At 74.4% G+C, this 19,442-nt stretch carries 15 protein-coding genes; 9 read left to right on the top strand and 6 right to left on the bottom strand.

The window, feature by feature from the left end:
* From LZ198_RS12135 to LZ198_RS12175, 9 genes are all read left to right on the top strand, one after another.
* On the top strand, nucleotides 1–1,353 hold a 1,353-nt coding region (locus LZ198_RS12135), incomplete at its 5' end, for a chemotaxis protein CheA (protein WP_253972088.1).
* Entirely contained in the window at nucleotides 1,350–1,796 is a 447-nt protein-coding gene (locus tag LZ198_RS12140; RefSeq protein WP_253972089.1) for a chemotaxis protein CheW, read from the top strand. The genes LZ198_RS12135 and LZ198_RS12140, both read left to right, overlap by 4 nt.
* Nucleotides 1,777–4,329 (top strand): methyl-accepting chemotaxis protein, encoded by a 2,553-nt coding sequence (locus LZ198_RS12145; RefSeq protein ID WP_253972090.1) that lies wholly within the window; start codon nucleotides 1,777–1,779, stop codon nucleotides 4,327–4,329. The genes LZ198_RS12140 and LZ198_RS12145 overlap by 20 nt, the downstream gene beginning before the upstream one ends.
* Nucleotides 4,326–6,704 (top strand): HEAT repeat domain-containing protein, encoded by a 2,379-nt coding sequence (locus LZ198_RS12150; RefSeq protein ID WP_253972091.1) that lies wholly within the window; start codon nucleotides 4,326–4,328, stop codon nucleotides 6,702–6,704. Before LZ198_RS12145 ends, LZ198_RS12150 begins: the two co-directional genes overlap by 4 nt.
* 10 nt (nucleotides 6,705–6,714) lie before the next feature.
* Nucleotides 6,715–7,536: a CheR family methyltransferase gene (locus LZ198_RS12155; RefSeq protein WP_253972092.1), complete on the top strand. Its 822-nt coding sequence runs from the start codon at nucleotides 6,715–6,717 to the stop codon at nucleotides 7,534–7,536.
* Nucleotides 7,533–8,579 carry a chemotaxis-specific protein-glutamate methyltransferase CheB gene (gene cheB, locus LZ198_RS12160; protein ID WP_253972093.1) on the top strand — a complete coding sequence of 349 codons (1,047 nt, stop codon included), beginning with the start codon at nucleotides 7,533–7,535 and terminating at the stop codon, nucleotides 8,577–8,579. Before LZ198_RS12155 ends, cheB begins: the two co-directional genes overlap by 4 nt.
* Nucleotides 8,580–8,703: 124 nt before the next feature.
* The gene (locus LZ198_RS12165; RefSeq protein WP_253972094.1) at nucleotides 8,704–9,669 is read left to right on the top strand and encodes a fatty acid desaturase family protein; all 966 of its coding nucleotides are present in this window, start codon (nucleotides 8,704–8,706) and stop codon (nucleotides 9,667–9,669) included.
* A gap of 186 nt (nucleotides 9,670–9,855) precedes the next feature.
* Nucleotides 9,856–10,941 carry a PilZ domain-containing protein gene (locus LZ198_RS12170; RefSeq protein WP_253972095.1) on the top strand — a complete coding sequence of 362 codons (1,086 nt, stop codon included), beginning with the start codon at nucleotides 9,856–9,858 and terminating at the stop codon, nucleotides 10,939–10,941.
* A gap of 18 nt (nucleotides 10,942–10,959) precedes the next feature.
* Nucleotides 10,960–11,355, top strand: coding sequence for a response regulator (locus tag LZ198_RS12175; protein ID WP_253972096.1), 396 nt, complete (start codon nucleotides 10,960–10,962; stop codon nucleotides 11,353–11,355).
* Here LZ198_RS12175 and LZ198_RS12180 read toward each other — a convergent pair.
* The 6 genes from LZ198_RS12180 to LZ198_RS12205 form a co-directional block, all read right to left on the bottom strand.
* Nucleotides 11,316–12,833, bottom strand: coding sequence for a sensor histidine kinase (locus LZ198_RS12180; protein ID WP_253972097.1), 1,518 nt, complete (start codon nucleotides 12,831–12,833; stop codon nucleotides 11,316–11,318). The two genes, LZ198_RS12175 and LZ198_RS12180, sit on opposite strands and share 40 nt — an antisense overlap.
* Nucleotides 12,834–12,856: 23 nt before the next feature.
* Nucleotides 12,857–13,531, bottom strand: coding sequence for a hypothetical protein (locus LZ198_RS12185; RefSeq protein ID WP_253972098.1), 675 nt, complete (start codon nucleotides 13,529–13,531; stop codon nucleotides 12,857–12,859).
* Nucleotides 13,532–13,825: 294 nt separating this feature from the next.
* On the bottom strand, nucleotides 13,826–15,610 hold the full coding sequence (locus LZ198_RS12190) for a monovalent cation:proton antiporter-2 (CPA2) family protein (RefSeq protein WP_253972099.1): 1,785 nt from the start codon (nucleotides 15,608–15,610) through the stop codon (nucleotides 13,826–13,828).
* Nucleotides 15,611–15,770: 160 nt separating this feature from the next.
* Nucleotides 15,771–16,133, bottom strand: a complete 363-nt coding sequence (locus LZ198_RS12195) for a VOC family protein (protein WP_253972100.1) — start codon at nucleotides 16,131–16,133, stop codon at nucleotides 15,771–15,773.
* 87 nt (nucleotides 16,134–16,220) lie between these two features.
* Nucleotides 16,221–17,702: a potassium/proton antiporter gene (locus tag LZ198_RS12200; RefSeq protein WP_253972101.1), complete on the bottom strand. Its 1,482-nt coding sequence runs from the start codon at nucleotides 17,700–17,702 to the stop codon at nucleotides 16,221–16,223.
* A gap of 31 nt (nucleotides 17,703–17,733) precedes the next feature.
* Nucleotides 17,734–19,422: a sensor histidine kinase gene (locus LZ198_RS12205; RefSeq protein ID WP_253972102.1), complete on the bottom strand. Its 1,689-nt coding sequence runs from the start codon at nucleotides 19,420–19,422 to the stop codon at nucleotides 17,734–17,736.
* Nucleotides 19,423–19,442: the final 20 nt, after the last annotated feature.

Raw genomic sequence — 19,442 nt, forward strand, 5'->3', positions numbered from 1 at the left:
GCCGCGCTGCTGGACGCGGCCGGGGGCGCGCCCGCGAGCGTGGTGGCGCTGGCCGGGCCCCGGCCCGCGCCCGTCGCCGCCGCGGCGGCCCCGCTCCCGCCGGTGGAGGCGCAAGCGGAGCGCGTCGAGGAGGAGCCGGAGGAGTCGCGGCGCGCGGGCGGCACGCTGCGCGTGGAGGTGTCCCGGCTGGACGAGGCGCTGGAGCGGCTGGCCTCGCTCGTCGTCAACCGCTCGCGGCTGCAGCGCGCGGTGGCGGACCTGACGGCCGCGGGGGCGCCCACGCGCGAGCTGCGCGCCATCCTCCAGGAGAACGGGCGGCAGTTGCGCGACATGCGCGCGGCCATCCTGCGCCTGCGCATGGTGCGCGTGGGCGACGTGCTGGAGCGCCTGCCGCTGCTGGTGCGGGGCCTGCGCCGCAGCACGGGCAAGGCGGTGCGCCTGGAGCTGGACGTGGGGGAGACGGAGCTGGACAAGGCGGTGGCGGACCGGCTGCTGCCCGCGCTCGTGCACCTGGTGCGCAACGCCGTGGACCACGCGGTGGAGACGCCCGAGGAGCGCCGCGCCGCGGACAAGCCGCCGGAGGGCCGGGTGCGCCTGGCCTGTCACGCGCGCGCCAGCGGCTGGGTGGACCTCACCGTGGAGGACGACGGGCGGGGCGTGGACGCGGCGGCGGTGGCCCGGCGCGCGGGCGTGGCGGAGGCGCCGCGGGCGGGGGACGCGCTGCTGGAGCTGCTGTGCCGGCCGGGCTTCTCCACGCGCGAGGCGGTCACGGAGACGAGCGGGCGCGGCATGGGCATGGACATCGTCCGCCGCATCGTCGTCGACCAACTGGGCGGGGAGCTGCACCTGGAGACGCGCCCCGGCGCCGGCTCCACCTTCCTGCTGCGCGTGCCGCTGACCATCACCCTGCTGGACGCCATCGTCTTCGAGTGCGCGGGGCTGCGCTACGCGGTCGCGGTGGGCTCCGTGGAGGAGCTGTTCGACGTGGAGCCCGGGCGCGTGGTGCGGCCGGCGGGCTCCCAGGGCGTGACGCTGGTGGAGCGGCGTGGCGCCGCGGTGCCGCTCGTGCCGCTGGCGCGCCTGCTGGGCGTGGCCTCGGGTGACGGGGCCGGCGTGCCGGCCCGGGGCGTGCTGGTGCGGCAGCGCGGGGAGCTGGTCGCGTTCGGCGTGGACCGGCTGGTGGGGCAGCAGGAGATCGTCCTGCGGCCGCTCGAGGACCCGCTCGTGCGGGTCCCCGGGGTGGCGGGGGCGACCGACCTGGGGGATGGACGGCCCACGCTGGTGCTGGACCTGGCGACGCTGGGCGCGGCGCGGCGGCAGGGCGCAGGCGGACGAGAGGAGCGCGCGTCATGAGCGTGCTGCACGTCGTGTTCAAGGTGGACGGCGCGGAGTACGTGCTGCCGGCGTCGGAGGTCTTGCAGATGGAGTCCTTCACCGGGGCCACGCCCGTGCCCGGGGCGCCGGCCCACGTCGCGGGGCTGGTGCAGGTGCGCGGCCGGGTCATCCCCGTGGTGGACGCGCGGACGCGCTTCGGGCTGCCGCCCGTGGAGCGCTCGCTCGACTCGCGCGTGGTGGTGGGACGGCTCGGGGAGCGGACGGTGGGTCTGCTGGTGGATAGCGCCCGCGAGGTGCTGAAGCTGGACCCAGGGCAGTTCAAGCCTCCGCCTCCGCTGGTGATGGAGGGCGCCCAGGGTTTCGTGAAGGCCGTGGCCCAGGTGGGCCCCCGGCTGGTGATGCTCATCGATTTCCCCCGGGTCATCGGGGAGGAGACGTCGGATGGCGACGGAAAGCGGTAGCGGCTCGGCGGGGCAGGAGGCCGTGCGGGGGTTGGTGGAGGGCGCGACGCGGGGGGCTCGGGAGAGCGCCACCCTGGTGCAGGACGTGGAGGCGCTCGCCAGCCGGCTGTCCGCCACGGGCAACGAGCAGGCGGCCGCCTCCGAGCAGGTGCGCGCGGCGCTGGAGGAGGTGGCCGCCCGCGTCGAGGCGACGGGGCAGGGCATGCAGTCGCTCCTGCGCAACCAGCGCTCGGTGAGCGAGTCCGCGCGCGGCGTGCAGCAGGAGGCCGAGTCCACCGCGGGCGCCGTGCAGGAGGTCAGCGCGTCGGTGGCGAGCATGCGCAAGGACGCGGCCCACCTGGCGGCGGAGGCGGACACCACCGCCGCGACGCTCGAGCAGGCGTCGCGCTCCGTCAAGGGCGTCAACACCAGCGCGGAGGACCTGGCCGCCTCCAGCGAGCAGCTCCTGGCGTCCATGACGCAGATGAGCGCCAACGTGGCGGAGCTGGTCTCGCGCAACCAGTCCGGCGCCGCGTCCACCGAGCAGGTGGCGGCGACGATGGAGGAGATGACCAAGGGCATCTCCCGGCTGGCCGCGGACGCCCAGGCCGTGGGCGAGCGCGTGGCGCAGGTGGCGGGCGCCGTGGTGGGGCTGGGCAAGTCCCTGGGGGACGTGACTCGCGACGCCACGCACATGGCCTCCAGCGTGGAGGAGACGGCGTCCACGGCGGAGGAGCTGGCGCGCAGCGTGCGGGGCGTGGCGGAGAACGCGCGCATGCTGGAGTCCCACGCGGCCTCCACCGCGTCCTCGGTGGAGGAGGTGGCCGCCAGCGTCGAGGAGGTCGCCGCCACCGCGGAGAAGAACGCCGCCGTGGTGGACGCCAACGCGGCCACCATCGAGCAGATGGCGCGCTCCGCCCAGGCGGTGGCGCGCGCGTCCGAGTCCATCAACCAACTGGCGTCGACGAGCGCGAGCGCGTCCGGCCAGTTGGAGGTGTCCTCGCGGCGCGTGGCCCAGATGACGGAGGAGGCGCGCACCACGGCGGAGCGCGTGGGCGTCACCGCGCGCGACGGCGGCGCCACGGTGGCGCGCTCCATCGCCGGCTTCTCGCGCATCCGCCAGTCCATCGTCGAGTCCTCCGGCGTCATGAAGGAGATGGGCAAGCGCGCCGAGGAGATTGGCGACATCGTCCAGACCATCAACCTCATCGCCGACCGCACCAACCTCCTGTCCCTCAACGCCAGCATCGAGGCGGCGCGCGCGGGGGAGCACGGGCGCGGCTTCGCGGTGGTGGCGGAGGAGATTCGCGCGCTGGCGGACCGGGCGGCGGCGGCCAGCTCGGACGTGGCGAAGATCGTCCGCGGCCTGCAGACCACCGCGCGCGAGGCGACCCTGGCCACCGGCGAGGGCGTGCGCGCGGCGGACGAGGGCGCGTCGCTGGCGGCGGACGCGGAGCGGGCGCTGAGCAGCATCCTCAAGGGCGTGGACGACCTGGGGACGAACGTGCGCGAGGTGAGCCGCGCCACCGGGGAGCAGGTGCAGGCGGTGCAGTCGCTGGCGCAGGGCACGGTGAAGCTGAGCGAGCAGGGCCGCGTCATCGCCACCACGGCGGCGGAGCAGGCCCAGGCCGCGCAGGCGCTGGCGCAGGGCGGCTCGGAGATGCGGCGCATGGCGCGCCAGACGACGCAGGCCACCGCCGAGCAGGCGCGCGCGCTGCGCGACATGGTGCGCTCCAACGGCCAACTGGCGGAGATTGCCCAGAAGGTGTCGCGCGCGGTGCAGGAGCAGGCCGCGGCGGCGGTGGACATGTCCAAGGGCGCGCTGCAGATGCGCCAGCTGGTGCAGGGCGTGAGCGCCCTGGTGGTCGCGCAGGGCAAGGACGTGTCGGGCGTGGGGGCGCTGGCGCAGGACCTGGCCACCTCCACCCAGCGCACGTTGGGCGGGCTGTCCGAGCAGGCCAAGGCGGCCGCGGAGGTGACGAAGGCCATGGAGGAGACGCGCAAGGAGGTGGCCCAGTCCGCGCGCGGCATGTCGGAGCAGGCGCGCGCGCTCAAGCAGGGCGAGGCGGCCAGCCGCCAGGTGGCGAAGCTGGCGGCGGCGGTGACGCGGGCCACGGACGAACAGGCGCAGGCGCTCTCCGCGCTGGTGAAGGCCGCGGACGAGGTGCGGCGCGTGGCGAAGGGCACCGCGCGCGCCTTGGACGAGCAGTCGGAGGCGCTCTCCAGCCTCTCCACCTCCGCGCAGCGGCAGGCCGGGGGCGTGGCCGCCGTGGCGCGCGCCAGCGTGGAGGCCACCACGCTGACGGAGGGACTGCAGAAGGGCGTGGAGGAGATGCGTTCGCGCACGCGCGAAATCGCGGGCACCACCACGCAGCAGGCGCGGGCGGCGGCGGCCGGCGTGTCGGAGCTTCGCGAGATGGCGGGCCGGTTGGGCGCGCTGTCGCGCATCCAGGGCGAGCAGGTGGAGGGGCTGTCGAGGTTGAGCAGCACGCTCCTGGGGGAGGCGCCCCCCCGGGATGCCGCCGCCTCGCGCAACCCGGAGCGAACGGCATGACGACCTCCTCTTCGGCCTCGGCGATGACCTCTCCCCTGTTGTCCCTGTCGCCGGACGACCGCGAGCGGGTGGAGGCGGTGGAGCAGTTGGCCCGGCGCGGCGTGGGCAGCCTGGACGGCCTGGTGGCCGGGCTGGACACCCCGAGCTGGGCGGTGCGGCGCGCGGTGGTGGCGGCCCTGGCGCGGCTGGGCACGCCGGCGGTGGTGCCCCTGTGCGAGGTGCTGCGGGCGCGGCGCGACAGCGAGACGCGGCTGGCGGCGGCGGTCGAGTCGCTGGTGGCGTCCACCGGCGACGTGGAGGCGTCACTCGAGTCGCTCGCGGACGACGACAACCCCGCCATCGTCTGTGACGCGGCGCAGGTGCTGGGCCGGCGGCGCAGCCGGCGCTCGGTGTCGCTGCTGGCGCGGCTCACCGTCCACGCGGACGACAACGTGGCGGTGGCCGCCATCGAGGCGCTGGGCCGCATCGGCGGTGGCGCGGCGGTGGACGCGCTGCTGGCGGCGCTGGGCAGCGGCAACTTCTTCCGCATCTTCCCCGCCATCGACGTGCTGGGCCGCTGCGGTGACCCGGCGGTGGTGCCCGCGCTGCTGGGGCTGCTGGCGGACCCCTTCTACGCCATGGAGGCGGCGCGGGCGCTGGGGCGCACCGGCCAGGACGCGGCGGTGCCGGCGCTGGTGGGCCTGCTGCGCCGGGGCAACGACGCCCTGGTGCGCGTGGCGGCGGTGGCGCTGGTGGACATCCACGAGGCGCAGGTGCAGCGCTTCGGCGGCGCGCGCGCGGTGCAGGCGGCGCTGCGCGGCGGGCCGGAGCTGGCGTCGCTGGGGCGCAAGCTGGCGCACGCGGTGAGCAGCGCGGACTCCGCGGAGCGCACCGCGCTGGCGCGGCTCCTGGGCTGGGTGGGAGGCCAGGACGCGGCCGCGGGGCTGCTCAGGTTGTTGGACGGGCCGGACCCGTCCGTGGCGCGGTCCGCGGCGGGCGCGCTGGCGGAGCTGGGCGCGGACGCGGACGAGCAGATCCTGCAGTCGCTGCGCGACGGCGACAGCGCCCGGCGGCGCGTGCTCCTGCCCCTGGTGGGGCGCCGGGCCGCGTCGGTGCCGGACGTGCTGGTGTGCCTGGAGGACCGGGACGCCTCCGTGCGCGCGCTGGCGGCGGACACGCTGTCGCGCATCGGCGACCCGGCGGCGGTGCCGGCCCTCTTCCAGCGCCTGGTGGACGACGACCCGCGCGTGGTGCAGGCGGCCACCGGCGCCATCCAGTCGCTGGGCAGCGAGGCCACGGAGGCGCTCGCGCTCCAGGCGGCCCGCTCCCCGGACGCGCGGCTGCGGCGCGCGGCGCTGCGCATCATCTCCTACTTCGGCTACCCGCGCGGCCTGGAGGTGCTGCTGGCCGCCATGCGCGACGCCGACGATCGGCTGCGCGACGCGGCCATCTACGGCCTGCCCTTCATCGAGGACCCGCGCGCGGTGGACGCGCTCCTGACGGCCGCCACGCACGAGTCCGAGCGCACGCGCGCGGCGGCGATGCGCGCGCTGGGCCAGACGGAGAAGGACGCGCGCACCACCTCCACGCTGCTGGGCGGCCTCAACGACCGCGACCCGTGGGTGCGCTACTACGCGTGCCAGGCGCTGGGGAAGCTCAACGAGGAGGCCGCCGCGGACGCCATCGTCGCGCTGGCGGACGACGACGCCGGACAGGTGCGCGTGGCGGTGGTGGACGCGCTGGCGCACATGCACACGGAGAGCGCGATGATGGCGCTGCGGCGCGCGGCGTCCAGCGCGGACGCGGACGTGCGGCGCGCGGCCCTGCTGGGCCTGGGCGTGGCGCGCCGCCAGGACGCGCTGCCGGTGCTGCTGGAGGCGCTGTCCTCCGAGGACGCCGCCACCCGGCTGGTGGCCCTGTCGGCCGTGGCGGAGTACGAGTCCCCGGAGACGCTGCCCGCGCTCCTGCGCGCCGCGAGCGACCGGGACGACAGCGTGCGCAGCGCCGCGGTGGGCTTCCTCGCCACGCGCCCCGGCCTGCCCGCCACGCAGGCCCTGGTGTCGCTGCTGGGCGACATGACGCTGCGCGAGCGCGTGGTGAGCGCGCTGGCGCTGCCCATGGACGGGCGGCTGCCCGGGCTGCTCGCCGCGCTGGACGCCGCGGACGAGGTGACCGCGCCCCTGCTGGTGGCGGCCCTGGCGCGCATGCGCCGCGCGGACGCCCGCGCCGCGCTGCTCCAGTCGCTCGAGTCCGCCAGCCCCATGGGCCGCCGGGCCGTCGCGCCCGCGGTGGGGGCGCTGGGCACGCCCGAGGCGCGCGACGCGCTGGAGCGCGCGGCCCTGCGGGACGAGGACCCCGAGGTGCGTCGGGCCTGCGCCGTGGCGCTGGGGCGGTGACGAGGACCCCATGCCCTCGTTGCCCCTGTCGCCCCAGGTGTTCGCCATCCTCGCGGCCCTCATCGAGCAGCGCGCCGGCCTCCACTACGGAGCGGAGGACCGGGAGCTGCTCGGGGAGAAGGTGTCCGGACGCGCGCTGGAGGCGGGCTTCGACTCGCTGCTCGACTACTACTACTTCCTCCGGTACGACCCGGCCGGCTCGGAGGCGCTGGACGCGCTCGTCGACTCGCTGCTGGTCCACGAGACGTACTTCTTCCGCGAGGCGCAGCCCCTCATGGTGTTGGTGGAGGACGTGCTCGCCCCGGCGGTGCGCGAGGGACGGCGCCCCCGCGTCTGGTGCGCGGCGTGCTCCACCGGCGAGGAGCCGCTGACGCTGGCGATGATGCTGGCCGACCGCAAGGTCCTGTCCGGCGTGGAGCTGGTGGCCAGCGACCTGAGCACGCGCGCCCTGGAGCGCGCGCGGGGGGGCGAGCACAACCTGCGCGCGCTGCGCGCGCTGCCCCCGGGCGTGGAGGGGCGGTGGCTGGAGGTGGTGGAGGGCCGCGCCCGTCCCCGGCGCGAGCTGGTGGACGCGGTGACGTGGAAGCGCGTCAACCTGGTGGACCCGGTGGCCGTGGCGGGGCTGGGCGCCTTCGACGCCATCCTCTGCCGCAACGTCCTCATCTACTTCCAGGACGACACCGCGCGCCGCGTGGCGGAGTCGCTCACCCGCGCGCTGCGGCCGGGCGGGCAGCTCCTCGTCGGCTCCTCCGAATCGCTGCTGCGCTTCGGCACCGCGCTGCGCTGCGAGGAGCGGCGCGGCGCCTTCTTCTACGGCAAGGCCACCGGATGACGACGTCCCCTCCCATTCGCGTGCTGGTGGTGGACGACTCCGCCTTCGCCCGCAAGGTGCTGCGCCAGGTGCTCTCCCACGCGGAGGGCCTGGAGGTGGTGGGCACCGCGCGCGACGGCCTGGACGCCCTGGAGAAGCTGGTGGAGCTGACCCCGGACGTCGTCACCCTCGACCTGGTGATGCCGGGGCTGGACGGGCTGGGCGTGCTGCGGGCCCTGGCCTCCATGCCCTCCGCGCCGCGCGTCGTCGTGGTGAGCAGCGCGGGCGAGGAGAGCGAGCTGGCGGTGACGGCGCTGCAGACCGGCGCGGTGGAGCTGGTGCACAAGCCCACGGCGCTCGCCACCGACCGCCTCTACGAGCTGGGCGAGGAGCTGGTGTCCAAGGTCCGCGCGGCGGCGACCGCGGTGGCGCGTCCGTCCGCGCCGCCCCCGTCCGCGCGGGAGGCCGCGCCGCCCGTCGTGGTGAGCGGGCCCGCGCGCAACCTCGTGGTGGTGGGCACCTCCACCGGAGGCCCCCAGGCCCTGACACGACTGTTGTCCATGCTGCCCCCGGACTTCCCGGCCCCCATGGCCCTCGCGCTGCACATCCCCGCGGGCTACACGGAGGCCGTGGCCCGGCGCCTGGACGCGCAGTGCGCGCTGGAGGTGCTGGAGGCCGAGCAGGGCCTGGAGCTGCGGCCCGGCCGCGTGGTGCTGGCGCGCGCGGGCCAGCACCTCAAGGTGGAGCGTCAGGGCGAGCGCACGCTGGCCCGCCTGGACCGTCATCCCATGCGCATGCCCCACCACCCCTCGGTCGACGTCCTCTTCGAGAGCGCCGCCAAGGCCTGGGGCGGCGCCACCGTGGGGCTGGTGCTCACCGGCATGGGGGACGACGGCCTCGCGGGCGCCCGCGCCATCCGTGACGCCGGCGGCACCGTCCTCACGGAATCCGAGGACTCCTGTGTCGTCTACGGCATGCCCCGCGTCGTCGACGAGGCCGGGCTGGCCACCGCCACGGCTCCCCTGGATGGCCTGTTGTCGCTCCTCGGGACCCACCTGCGGTGATACCCGTGGCGGGGTGGGCCTCTCAGGGCCCGCCCCCTACATACCGAGGCGCGGAGCGGGCCCTTCCCAACACGCACTGCAAGGAGTTTGGTTCCAAACGGAGGCATCAGGCACACTGCCGCCCATGCTCCGATACAGCGCCGACGTGCGCACCCTCATCTGGTGCCTGGCGATGCCCGTGGTCGCCCTTTCGATGTACGCCGCCCCCACGCTCATTCCGTACCTCTGCCCTCTCGCGTGCTACCTGGCGCTCTCCGCGGGAGTCATCGCGCACAACCACAACCACTGCCCGACCTTCCGCAGCCGGAAGATGAACGAGGCCATGGGCATGTGGCTGTCGCTCTTCTACGGCTACCCCACCTTCGTGTGGATTCCGACGCACAACCTGAACCACCACAAGTTCGTCAACAAGGCGGGCGACGCCACCATCACCTGGCGCTACTCGAAGAAGCACAACTTCCTCGTCGCCTTCCTCTTCCCCTTCGTCTCGACCTACTGGCAGCAGGAGCCGACCAAGGCCTTCATCGAGAAGGCGCGCACGCGCAACCGCGCGCTGTTCCGGCAGATCGTCCTCCAGTACGTCGTCTGGGGCGGCACCCACGCGGCGCTCGTCGCGCTGGCCATCTTCCTCCACGGCGTCCAGGGCGGCCTGCGCATCTGGGCCTTCGCCTTCCTGATTCCGGCGTTCTTCTCGCTGTGGACCATCATGTTCTTCAACTACATCCAGCACGTCCACGCGGACCCCTGGAGCGACCACGACCACAGCCGCAGCTTCACCGGTCGCCTCATCAACTTCTTCCTCTTCAACAACGGCCTGCACGCGGTGCACCACGAGACGCCGGGCCTGCACTGGAGCCTGCTGCCGGAGGCGCACGCCAAGATTGAAGGCGCCATCCACCCGGACCTGCGGCCGGTGAGCTTCTTCGCCTGGTGCTTCCGCTCGTACGTGGTGGCGCCCTTCCTGCCCCGCTTCGGCACGAAGCAGGTGGGCCGCGCTCCGTATGATCCGCCCGCGGGTGGCACCGTCGACGTCTCGTTCGGCGACGAGCTGCAGGCGGTGGACTCGGGCGTCAACGTCGCCCGCGTCTGAGGTTGGCCCGCACCGCCCCTCACGCGCCCGCATGACTCCGTGCACGATGCGGGCGCTCTGTCCTGTATTTCTCATCTCTCCCTGGAATCCCTCCAGGGGGAGTGTTCGGCGGGTGGCGGATTCCCGTATCTGACGGGTAGAGGACGCGCAGGGCGGGCCGGGGGAGTCGACACGGAGGCACCGCACATGAGGATGGCTTCAAGCCAGGTCCGCCCGTCGTCCAGCGCGGCGCCCGCTCGGGTGCTGTGGGTGGGGGCGGTGGGGGAGCCCTGGCTGGCGCTGTCGCGTGCCGCGCGGGCCCTGGGCTGGGACGCCGTGCAGGTGCCCGCCGCTCCGGAGCCGTCCCGCGCGCGCCCCTCGCTGGTGCTGGTGGATTGGCGGCAGCTCCCGGTGCACGGCCCACCGGGCGCCTTCAAGGCGCGGCTGGGGCTGGGCGGCGCCCCCCTCGTCCTGGTGGCGGAGCCGGAGACCCCCGCGGAGGTGTTGGAGCTGGCCAACGCGGAGGGCGTGGACGACTGCCTGCTGACGCCGGTGGGTGAGGGCGCCGCCCGCGCGCGGCTCGCGACGCTCCTGGCGTCCGCCGTGCCTCCTCCCGCGTCCCGCTACACGCCGCGCGTGGTGCTGCTGGCCGGCGCCAGCGGGGCCCGGGCGTGGGACGGGCTGGGCGCGCACCTGGAGGCGTGTGGCCACCACCTGCTGTACGGCGCCACGGTGGCGGGGGTCGCCTCGCGGCTGCAGGAGCACGGCGCGCCCCCGCACCTGCTGGTGGCGGCCGGTGGGCCCGCGAGCGCGCCGTGGATGCGCGCCAGCCCCCGCGCGAGGGAGCTCCTGGAGGGCGTGCCGTCGCTGACGCTCGAGGTGGGCGAGGGCTTCCGGGCGGCCGCCGTCCTGCCGCGCGTCCACGCGCTGCTGGGGCGCGAGGGCGCGTCGCTCCGCGTGGAGGAGCGGGTGTCCTTCTGCTGCCCGGTGGAGTTCGGCGAGACGGGGCCGCGCGGCCTGTCCTGGCTGTCCGGCGTCTCCTTCGCCATGAGCCCCGCGGGCCTCTTCATCCGCACGCTGGTGCCCGCGCGCGCCGGCACCGCGGTGGCGCTGCGCATCCACCTGCCCACCACGGGCGAGGTGCTGGAGTCCCCGGGCGTGGTGGCGTGGTCCAACCCCTTCTCCGCGCGCGTGGGGCCTGGCCGCCCCCACGGCATGGGCGTGCGCTTCCTGGGCATGGGCCCGCCGCGCCTGATGCACCTGCGCCAGTTGTGCCAGTCCCCCTCACCCTGACCTCCACCGGGAGGTGCCATGCGACGCAAGAAGGTCCTGCTCGTCGACGACTCGAACACCGTGTTGCTGCTGCACCAGATGATGATGGGCGAGCGGGGCTACGAGACGCTCGTCGCGCGTGACGGCGTGGAGGCGCTCGCCCGCGCGCGGGCGGAGACGCCGGACCTCGTCTTCCTGGACGTGATGATGCCGCACCTGGACGGCCTGGAGACGTGTCGGGCGCTGCGCGAGCGCGAGCCCACGCGCCACACCCCCATCATCCTGTGCAGCAGCCGCGCGGAGCCCGCCAGCGTGCAGGCCGGCTTCGAGAGCGGCTGCACGGACTACCTCACCAAGCCCTTCGACGGCGCGGAGCTGACGGCGCTGCTCCAGCGCTACCTGGGCTCCGAGCGGGGGACGCGCGGAATCGACTGATTGGGCGGCCGCGCCGGCAGCGAGCGCCGCGGCAGCGTCACCTCGAACGTGGTGCCCTCCTCCTCCGAGGAGCGCGCCTCGATGGTGCCCCCGTGCGCCTGGACGATTTCCCGGACGATGTAGAGCCCCAGGCCGTAGCTCATCTTCAGCGTGCGCGACGCCTGGGGGCCGCTGCGGAACGGCTCGAACAGGTGCGGCAGCAGGTGCGCGGGGATGGGGCGCCCGCCGTTCTGCACCTCCAGCGCCACCTTGTTGCCCCGCCCGCCGCGCGCCGTCAGCTTCACCGGCTCCTCCGGCGGGCCGAACTTCAGCGCGTTCTCCAGCAGGTTGGAGGCCACCTGGCCCAGCCGGTCCGGGTCCCACATGCCCTGCGTGTTGCCCTTGGCCTCCACCTCGATGGCGCGCTCGGGGTAGGCCACGCGGAACTCGTGGGCCACGCGCGCCACCAGGTCCTTCAGGTCCACCGGCCGGGGCTCGATGGCCACCCCGCCCATCAGCCGCGTGCGCGTGAAGTCCAGCAGCAGGCGGGTGAGCCGCTCGATGCGCACCGCCCCGGTGGCGATGCGCTGGGCCGTGCGCCGCGCGTCCTCCGCCGTGCCCGCCTCCGCCATGATGCGCGACCAGTTCATGATGGCGCCCAGCGGGCTGCGGATGTCGTGGCTGACGATGCCCATCAACTGCTCCTGGAATTCGGAGTGCCGGCGCGCCTCCTCCTCCGCCCACTTGCGCTGGGTGATGTCGCGGCTGATGCCGAACAGGCCCACCACCTTGCCGTCCGCGTCGCGCAGCACGCCCTTGGTGGACAGCCACGTGCGGGGGCCCTCCACGCCCGGCTGCGCGTCCTCGTAGGTGACGGTGCGGCCGAAGGCGAGCACCTCCCGGTCATTGGCCGCGTTGACCCGCGCCACGTCCGGGTCGAACAGCTCCGCGTCGGTGTGCCCGACGATGTCGCCCACCTCGTAGCCCACCGCGCGCGCCCCGGCGACGTTGATGAGCTGGTAGCGCCCCTCCAGGTCCTTCGTGTAGATGGCGTCCGTCGTCCCCTCGTGGATGGCGCGGAACACCTCGCTCGCGCGGCGCAGCTCCTCGCGCACGCGGCGCTCGCCGGTGATGTCCCGGCAGTGCACCAGCAGCCCCCCCGTCACGGTGCGCGCGCGCACGTCGAAGCACAGGTCCCGCCCCGGCCAGTCGTGCTCGAAGCGCGCGGCGACCTGCTCGGTGGCGGGCTGCTCGAAGCGCAGGTGGCGGCGCAGCTCCAGCACGGCGGGGCACGCGCGGCGCAGGTCGTCCCCCAGGCCGGCGGACCCGTCGAGCAGCTCCGCCATGCGCGGGCTGACGTAGGAGAAGCGCCAGGCGGCGTCGAGCGTGAAGAAGGCGTCCGGCAGCCCCTCCAGGAGCGCATGGAGCGGTACACCGGGCACCTCGGCGGCGGGCGGTGCCTGGGGTCGCTGGCGCTTCTTGGCGGAGGAGGGGGGCATGCGTCGTGGAGTCTCGAAGGTGCTCAGGCTTCATTCTCCAAGCCCGGCGGGGAAACGTTTCGTCCGGACGGAGTCCGGTTCGCGGCGCTGGGGCGGCCCACGACCCCCAGGGTCACCAGGGTGGTGCGCACGTCGCGGTGCTGGAAGAGGGCGCCCTCCAGGCGGAGGCTGGCGCGCGGCGCCACGGGGATGTCCCACCGGGCACGTCCTCCCAGCGGGAAGACATACCCGAGCCCCAGGCCCCGCCACGACACCCCCACGTGACCGGGGAGCTGCCCCTGGGCGTCGAACAGGCCGGCCTCCAGCGCGGTGGTGTCACCCAGCCGGTACAGTCCCCGCGCGGTGGGCAGCGCCTCGAAGTGGGGGTGGGCGGTGTACGCCAGCCCCAGCACCGCGCCCACCACCAGGCTCCACCGCGCCCCGGTGTAGCCCAGCCGGGCGCTCAGCCGCGTGCGCCCGCCCCGCGTGCCCTGCTCCAGGGGCAGCAGCGACTGCAGGCCGCCGTCGAGCGTGAACCCGCCCAGCAGGTAGCGCGCGGTGGTGACGCTCGCCAGGTACGTGTCACCGGTGCGGCCGTGGTCGAAGGTGCTTCCGCCCGTGAGCAGGCCTCCGCCGGTGCTCAGCTCCGCCTCCTCCGCGCGCACGGAGGCCAGCGCCGAGGCTTCCGCGTGGGCCGATGCGCGGAAGGGAGCGAACATGAGAGCTGCGGTGAGGCAGAAACGCATCCGGGCAGAACCATACCCCGCTCCTCGCCGGGCGCGAGGGGCTCCCGCTGTCCCCCACGCGCGGGCCCCCGGCTTCCTGGACCGTGACGCCTGAAAGATGCGTCGAGCCCGTGAGGTCCGCACTTCCAGCGGAGGAATGTGCCGGGGGTGGATGCGGGACGACCCAGGGGGCCTGGCGAGCGAGGGAGGGGGCGCACCCCGGGGCGCACCGAGGCGGGACTTCCGGAGGGGATGCTCGGGGCCCTGGGACGGGTGGGGCGCCGTCGCTCAGGCGGACTTCTTCTGGTCGGCGTCGTCCTGCTCGAAGAGGCTCTCCAGCTCCTTCCGGGCGCGGGTGGCGATTTCGATGAGCTTCGCCTCGTCGCCGTGGAAGCGGGCCGTGTCGCGCAGGAGCTTCTCGTCGTGGTCGCGCAGGCGCTCCATGACGCGGTGGCTCTCGGAGAAGGTGAGGCCCAGGGACTGGAGCACCTCGCCGCCCATCTCCAGGCTCCCGGAGAACGTCTCGCGCATGACGTGTTCGATGCCCAGGTCGAGCAGGCGGTACGCGTGCACGCGGTTGCGGGCGCGCGCGAAGATGACCAGGTGGGGGAAGTGCTCCCTCACCGTCTTCGCGGTGCGGACGGAGGCCTCCACGTCGTCGATGGCGACGACGAAGATGCGGGCCTTGTCGGCGCGGGCCGCGCGCAGCAGGTCCAGGCGGGACGCGTCGCCGTAGAACACCTGGCTGCCGAAGCGCTTCATGAAGTCGATGTGCTCGGGGCTGGCGTCGATGGCGGTGAAGCCGATGCGCTTGGCGCGCAGGAGCCGGCCCACCACCTGCCCCACGCGCCCGAAGCCGGCGACGATGACCGGGTGGTCCTCCTGGGGCGCCACGTCGTACTCGCGCGCGGCGACCTGCTGCCGGAAGCGCGGGCGCCCCCACCGCTCGTAGGCCGCGTACAAGAGCGGCGTGGTGGCCATGGACAGGCCCACCACGACCACCAGCAGCTCCGACAGCTCGCGCTCCATGACGTGGAAGGACACCGCGAGCGCGAAGAGGACGAAGGCGAACTCGCCGCCCTGGGAGATGACCACGCCCAGGCTGAGCGCGGGCTCGTCCTGCTTCAGGCTCCAGCGGCCGAGCCCGTACAGCACCGCGCCCTTGAGCACCACGAGGCCGAGCACCAGCCCGGTGACGAGCACCGGCCGCGCGACGATGAGCCCCAGGTTCACGGACATGCCCACGGCGATGAAGAACAGGCCGAGCAGCAGGCCCTTGAAGGGCTCGATGTCGGCCTCCAGCTCGTGGCGGTACTCGGACTCCGACAGGAGCACGCCGGCGAGGAACGCGCCCAGCGCCATGGACAGGCCCACCGCGTTGACGAGCGACGCGGTGCCCACGACGACGAGCAGCGCGGTCGCGGTGAACAGCTCCTGGCTGTGGAAGGACGCGACGGCGCGGAACAGCGGCCGCATCACGAAGCGGCCGGAGAGGACGACGCCCACGAGCACGGCCACCACCTTGAGCCCGGTGAGCCAGCCGGCCTCCGGCGACGCGGCGTTGGCGTGCCCCAGCAGCGGCAGGAGCGCGAGCAGCGGGATGACGGCCAGGTCCTGGAACAGCAGGATGCCGAAGGCGAGCCGCCCGTAGCCGGTGGTGAGCTGGTTGCGCTCGGCGAGCAGTTGCAGGGCGAAGGCGGTGGAGGAGAGCGACAGCCCGAAGCCGGCGATGATGGCCGCGCCCGGGGACAGGCCGAACAGCCAGCACACGGCGGCCAGCAGCGCGCCGGTGAGCACCACCTGGGCGCCGCCCAGGCCGAACACGGTGCGCCGCATGCCCCACAGGCGGGTGGGCTGGAGCTCCAGGCCGATGACGAACAGGAGCAGCACCACGCCCAGCTCGGAGAAGTGCAGCACGTTCTCCACGTCGCCGATGAGCCGCGCCCCCGAAGGGCCGATGATGGCCCCCGCCGCCAGGTACCCGAGCACCGAGCCCAGACCGAGCCGCTTGAACAACGGCACGGACACCACCGCGGCGCCGAGGAACACCAGCGCCTGATGCAGGAAGGACATGCCCCGCTTCCTCGCACGGACCCGCGGGCGGAGCAATCGACCCGAATCCGCCCGGCGCCGGCCCCTCCGTGTCTTGCTTTGAGAACCAATCGGGCAGGGGAACGGTGGGCCGCAGGGCCCCGGCGGCGCGTGGGGTCCGCCGGGGCCTCGTTCCGCGGCGCTACTCCAGGATGACCGCCTCGACGTTGTGGCCATCCGGGTCCTTGAGGAACGCGGCGTAGTACGTGGGGCTGTAGTCCGTGCGCACGCCCGGGCGCCCGTTGTCGCTGCCGCCCGCCTCGAGCCCGGCGGCGTGGAAGGTGTCCACCGCGCCGCGCTTCGACGCGCGGAAGGCGACGTGGGTGCCGGGGTTCTTCAGGCCCGGCGTCGCGTAGAGCCACAGCGCGGGCTCGCCGGGCGGGCCGAAGCCCGCGCTGGAGTCGTCCCGCGTGCACAGCACGTAGCCGAGCGGCGCGAGCGCGGCGGTGTAGAAACGCACGCTGGCGTCCAGGTCCTTCACCTTCACTCCGATGTGGTCGAACACGATGCACTCCTCCGTGGAAAAGAGGGGTGCAGGGTAGGGAGCGAGGCCTCCGCGGACTTGGTGGAACTTGCTGCCTTCGCGCAAGCGCTACTCGTCCTCCTGCTGGCCGAACAGCAGCCGCAGCAGGGGCAGGTCCTCGGCGTGGCCGAAGACGTACACGTGGTCCCCGGGCTGGAACACCGTGTCGCCCTTGGGCGCGAGCAGCTCCTGGCCGCGCACCAGCAGCATCGCCGCGGAGCCGGGAGGGAAGGGCAGGTCCGCCAGCCGCTCGCCCGCCACGGCCGACGCGTGCCCGATGTAGAACGAGCTCAACTCGCCCTTGAGCAGCTGCGTGGAGGCGATCTCCAGCACGGCCTGGGGTGGCTCCGGCACGTTGGCCGCGAGGCCCAGCTTGCGCGTCACCCACGGCACCGTGGCCCCGGGGACCAGCCCGTTCACCACGACGATGAAGAACACGACGTTGAAGATGTCGCGCGCGCCCGGCGTGCCGGCCAGCACCGGGAACGTGGCCAGGATGATGGGCACCGCGCCGCGCAGCCCCACCCAGCCCGTGTAGAGGATCTCCCCGAACGGGAACCGGAACGGCGCCAGGCACAGCGCCACCGCCACGGGCCGGGCCACGAACGCCAGGAAGAGGCCGAGCCCCAACCCCACCCACGCCACGTCCACCAGGTTGCGCGGGTACACGAGCAGCCCCAGCACCAGGAACATCAGCACCTGGGACAGCCACGCCAGCGCGTCGTGCACGCGCAGGAGCCCGGAGCGGTAGCGGATGCTCTCGTTCCCCAGCGCGATGCCCACGATGTACACCGCCAGGAAGCCGCTGCCGTGCAGGAGCGTGGGCAGGCCGAAGGACAGGAGCGCCAGGGCCAGCGTCATCACCGGGTACAGCCCGGCCACGCGCAGCCGCAGCTGCTTGAGGAGCAGCCGCGCGCCCCACCCGAGCGCGATGCCCATCCCCGCGCCCACCACCATCTCCACCACGGCCTCCACCAGCAGGTCCCACCCGGGAGGTGTCCCGCTGGCCAGCGTGCGCGTCAGCCCCGTGGTGAGGATGACGGCCATGGGGTCGTTCAACCCCGACTCCAGCTCCAGCGTCGTCCCCACGCGCCGCTTCAGGTGCAGCCCGCTGCCGCGCAGCACGGAGAACACCGCCGCCGCGTCCGTGGAGGAGACGATGGCGCCCAGCAGCAGCGCCTGCACCCAACTGAAGTTGAACAGCAGGTGGGCCGCCAGCCCCATCAGCGCGGCGGTGGCCACCACGCCCACCGTGGCCAGCGCGGCGGCGGGCTTCAGCGCGGCCTGGATGGCGGACAGCGGCGTGTTCATGCCGCCGTCGAAGAGGATGAGCACGAGCGCCACCGTGCCCAGGCGGAAGGCGAAGGCGTAGTTGTCGAACTCGATGCCGCCCGGGCCGTCGGAGCCGGCCGCCATGCCCACGCCGAGGAACAGCAGCGCCACGGGGATGCCGAAGCGGCCGGAGGCCCGGCTGAACAGCACGCTCAGCGCCAGGAGCGCGCCGCAGACGGCGAGCATGAACGCGGTGGGAAGCGGCTCCGTGGTGGGCATGTCCGGGGGACTCTACCCGGACGCGTCCTCGTCAGGCGTCCACGTGAGGGCGGGGGCGCGCGGAATGCGGGGCGGCGGACACGCCGGACACCGGCAGCGTGAAGGAGAACGTGCTGCCCCCGCCCGGCGTGCTCTCCGCGTGGATGCGCCCGCCGTGCGCCTCCACCAACCCCTTGGCGATGGCCAGCCCCAGCCCCGTGCCCCGGCTGGCCGCGTCGCGCGCCTGCCAGTAGCGGTCGAAGATGTGGGGCAGCGCCTCCGGGGTGATGCCCGCGCCCGTGTCGTGCACCCGCACGCCCACCTCGCCCTCGCGCACCGTGGTGCTCACCAGGAGGTCCCCGCCGGTGGGCGTGAACTTCACCGCGTTGCCCAGCAGGTTGCCCAGCACCTGGAGCACCCGCGTCCGGTCACAGCGCACCCGGACGTCCTCCGGCGGAGGCTGGGCGTGCAGGTGCAGCCCCTTGGCCTCGATGAGCGGGCGGATGGACTCCACCGCCTCGGTGACGAGCTCCGCCAGCGAGTGCTCGCCGACCTCCAGGGGCAGGCCGCCCGCCTCCAGCCGGCCCCAGTCGAGCAGGTCGGAGATGAGGCGGGACATGCGGTCCGTCGCGTCCTGGATGCGCGTGGCCTGCTTCGCCACGCTCTCGCCCCCGGGGCGCGCGCCCGGCCCCCGCATCAACAGCGCGGCGCCCAGCTGCACCACGCCCAGCGGGTTCTTCAGGTCGTGCGACACGACGGCCAGCAGGTCCTCGCGGGCCCGCGCCGCGCGCCGCGACTCGCCCACCAGCCGCGCGTTGTCGATGGCGAGGCTGGCGCGCAGGCACAGGTCCTCCGCCAGCGCCAGGTCATCCGGCCCGTAGCGTCGCCCCGAGCCCGACGACACGAAGGTGACGGCGCCCAGCGTGTTCCCGCGCGCGCGCAGGGGGATGATCATGTACGAGCGCGCCTGGAGCGTGCGCAGGAGCGCGGGGTGCGCGGGCTCCGCCGCCGCCGCGCGCAGGAGCGAGTCCGTCACCGCCGGGACCAGCTCCGGCTCCCCGGTGCGCAGCACGCGCAGCAGGCCCACGGGCGCGTCGTCGCGCAGCTCGGTGCGCGAAGGCAGCGTCGCCGCGCGCTCCTGCTGCGTCGGGTCCAGGCACGCCACCGCCACGCGCGACACCCACGGCCCCTGCTCCATGGCGTCCACCAGGCACCAGTCCGCCAGGTCCGGCACCGCCAGGTGGGCCAGCAGCGTGTACATGCCCTGCGGGTCCGGCGGATGCGTGAACAGCGTCGTCATCGCCTGGTAGAGGAAGGAGCGGCGGCGCTCGGCCTGCTCCACCTCCGCGCGCGACGCCTGCTCCAGCTCCAGCGCGCGCGAGTACACCGCCTCCGCCTCCGTGAGGGGCCGGGCCGTCACCAGCACCAGCTCCTCCGTGGGCAGCGGCGTCACCACCAGCGCGTGACGCCGGGGCTCCGTGTCGGTGGGCCACGTCAGCTCCAGTGAGAGGGATTGCCGGGTGGCCAGCGCTCGCGAGCGCGCTCCCTCCAGCCGCGCGGCGTCCTCCAGGGGGAGCCCCAGCTCGCCCCAGTGCCGGCCGTCCAGCTCGTCGACCGACCGGGCGAACGCGCGGGCCCCGCTGATGCTGTACGCCACGATGCGGCCCGCGACGTCCAGGACGTAGGCCGGCTCGGGCAGGGCGGTGAAGGCGGCGACGAAGGGAGGTGGAGGGCGGCTCATGCGCGGCGAGGAGAGGGGAC

The sequence above is a fragment of the Myxococcus dinghuensis genome (assembly GCF_024198235.1).
Classification (GTDB): domain Bacteria; phylum Myxococcota; class Myxococcia; order Myxococcales; family Myxococcaceae; genus Myxococcus; species Myxococcus dinghuensis.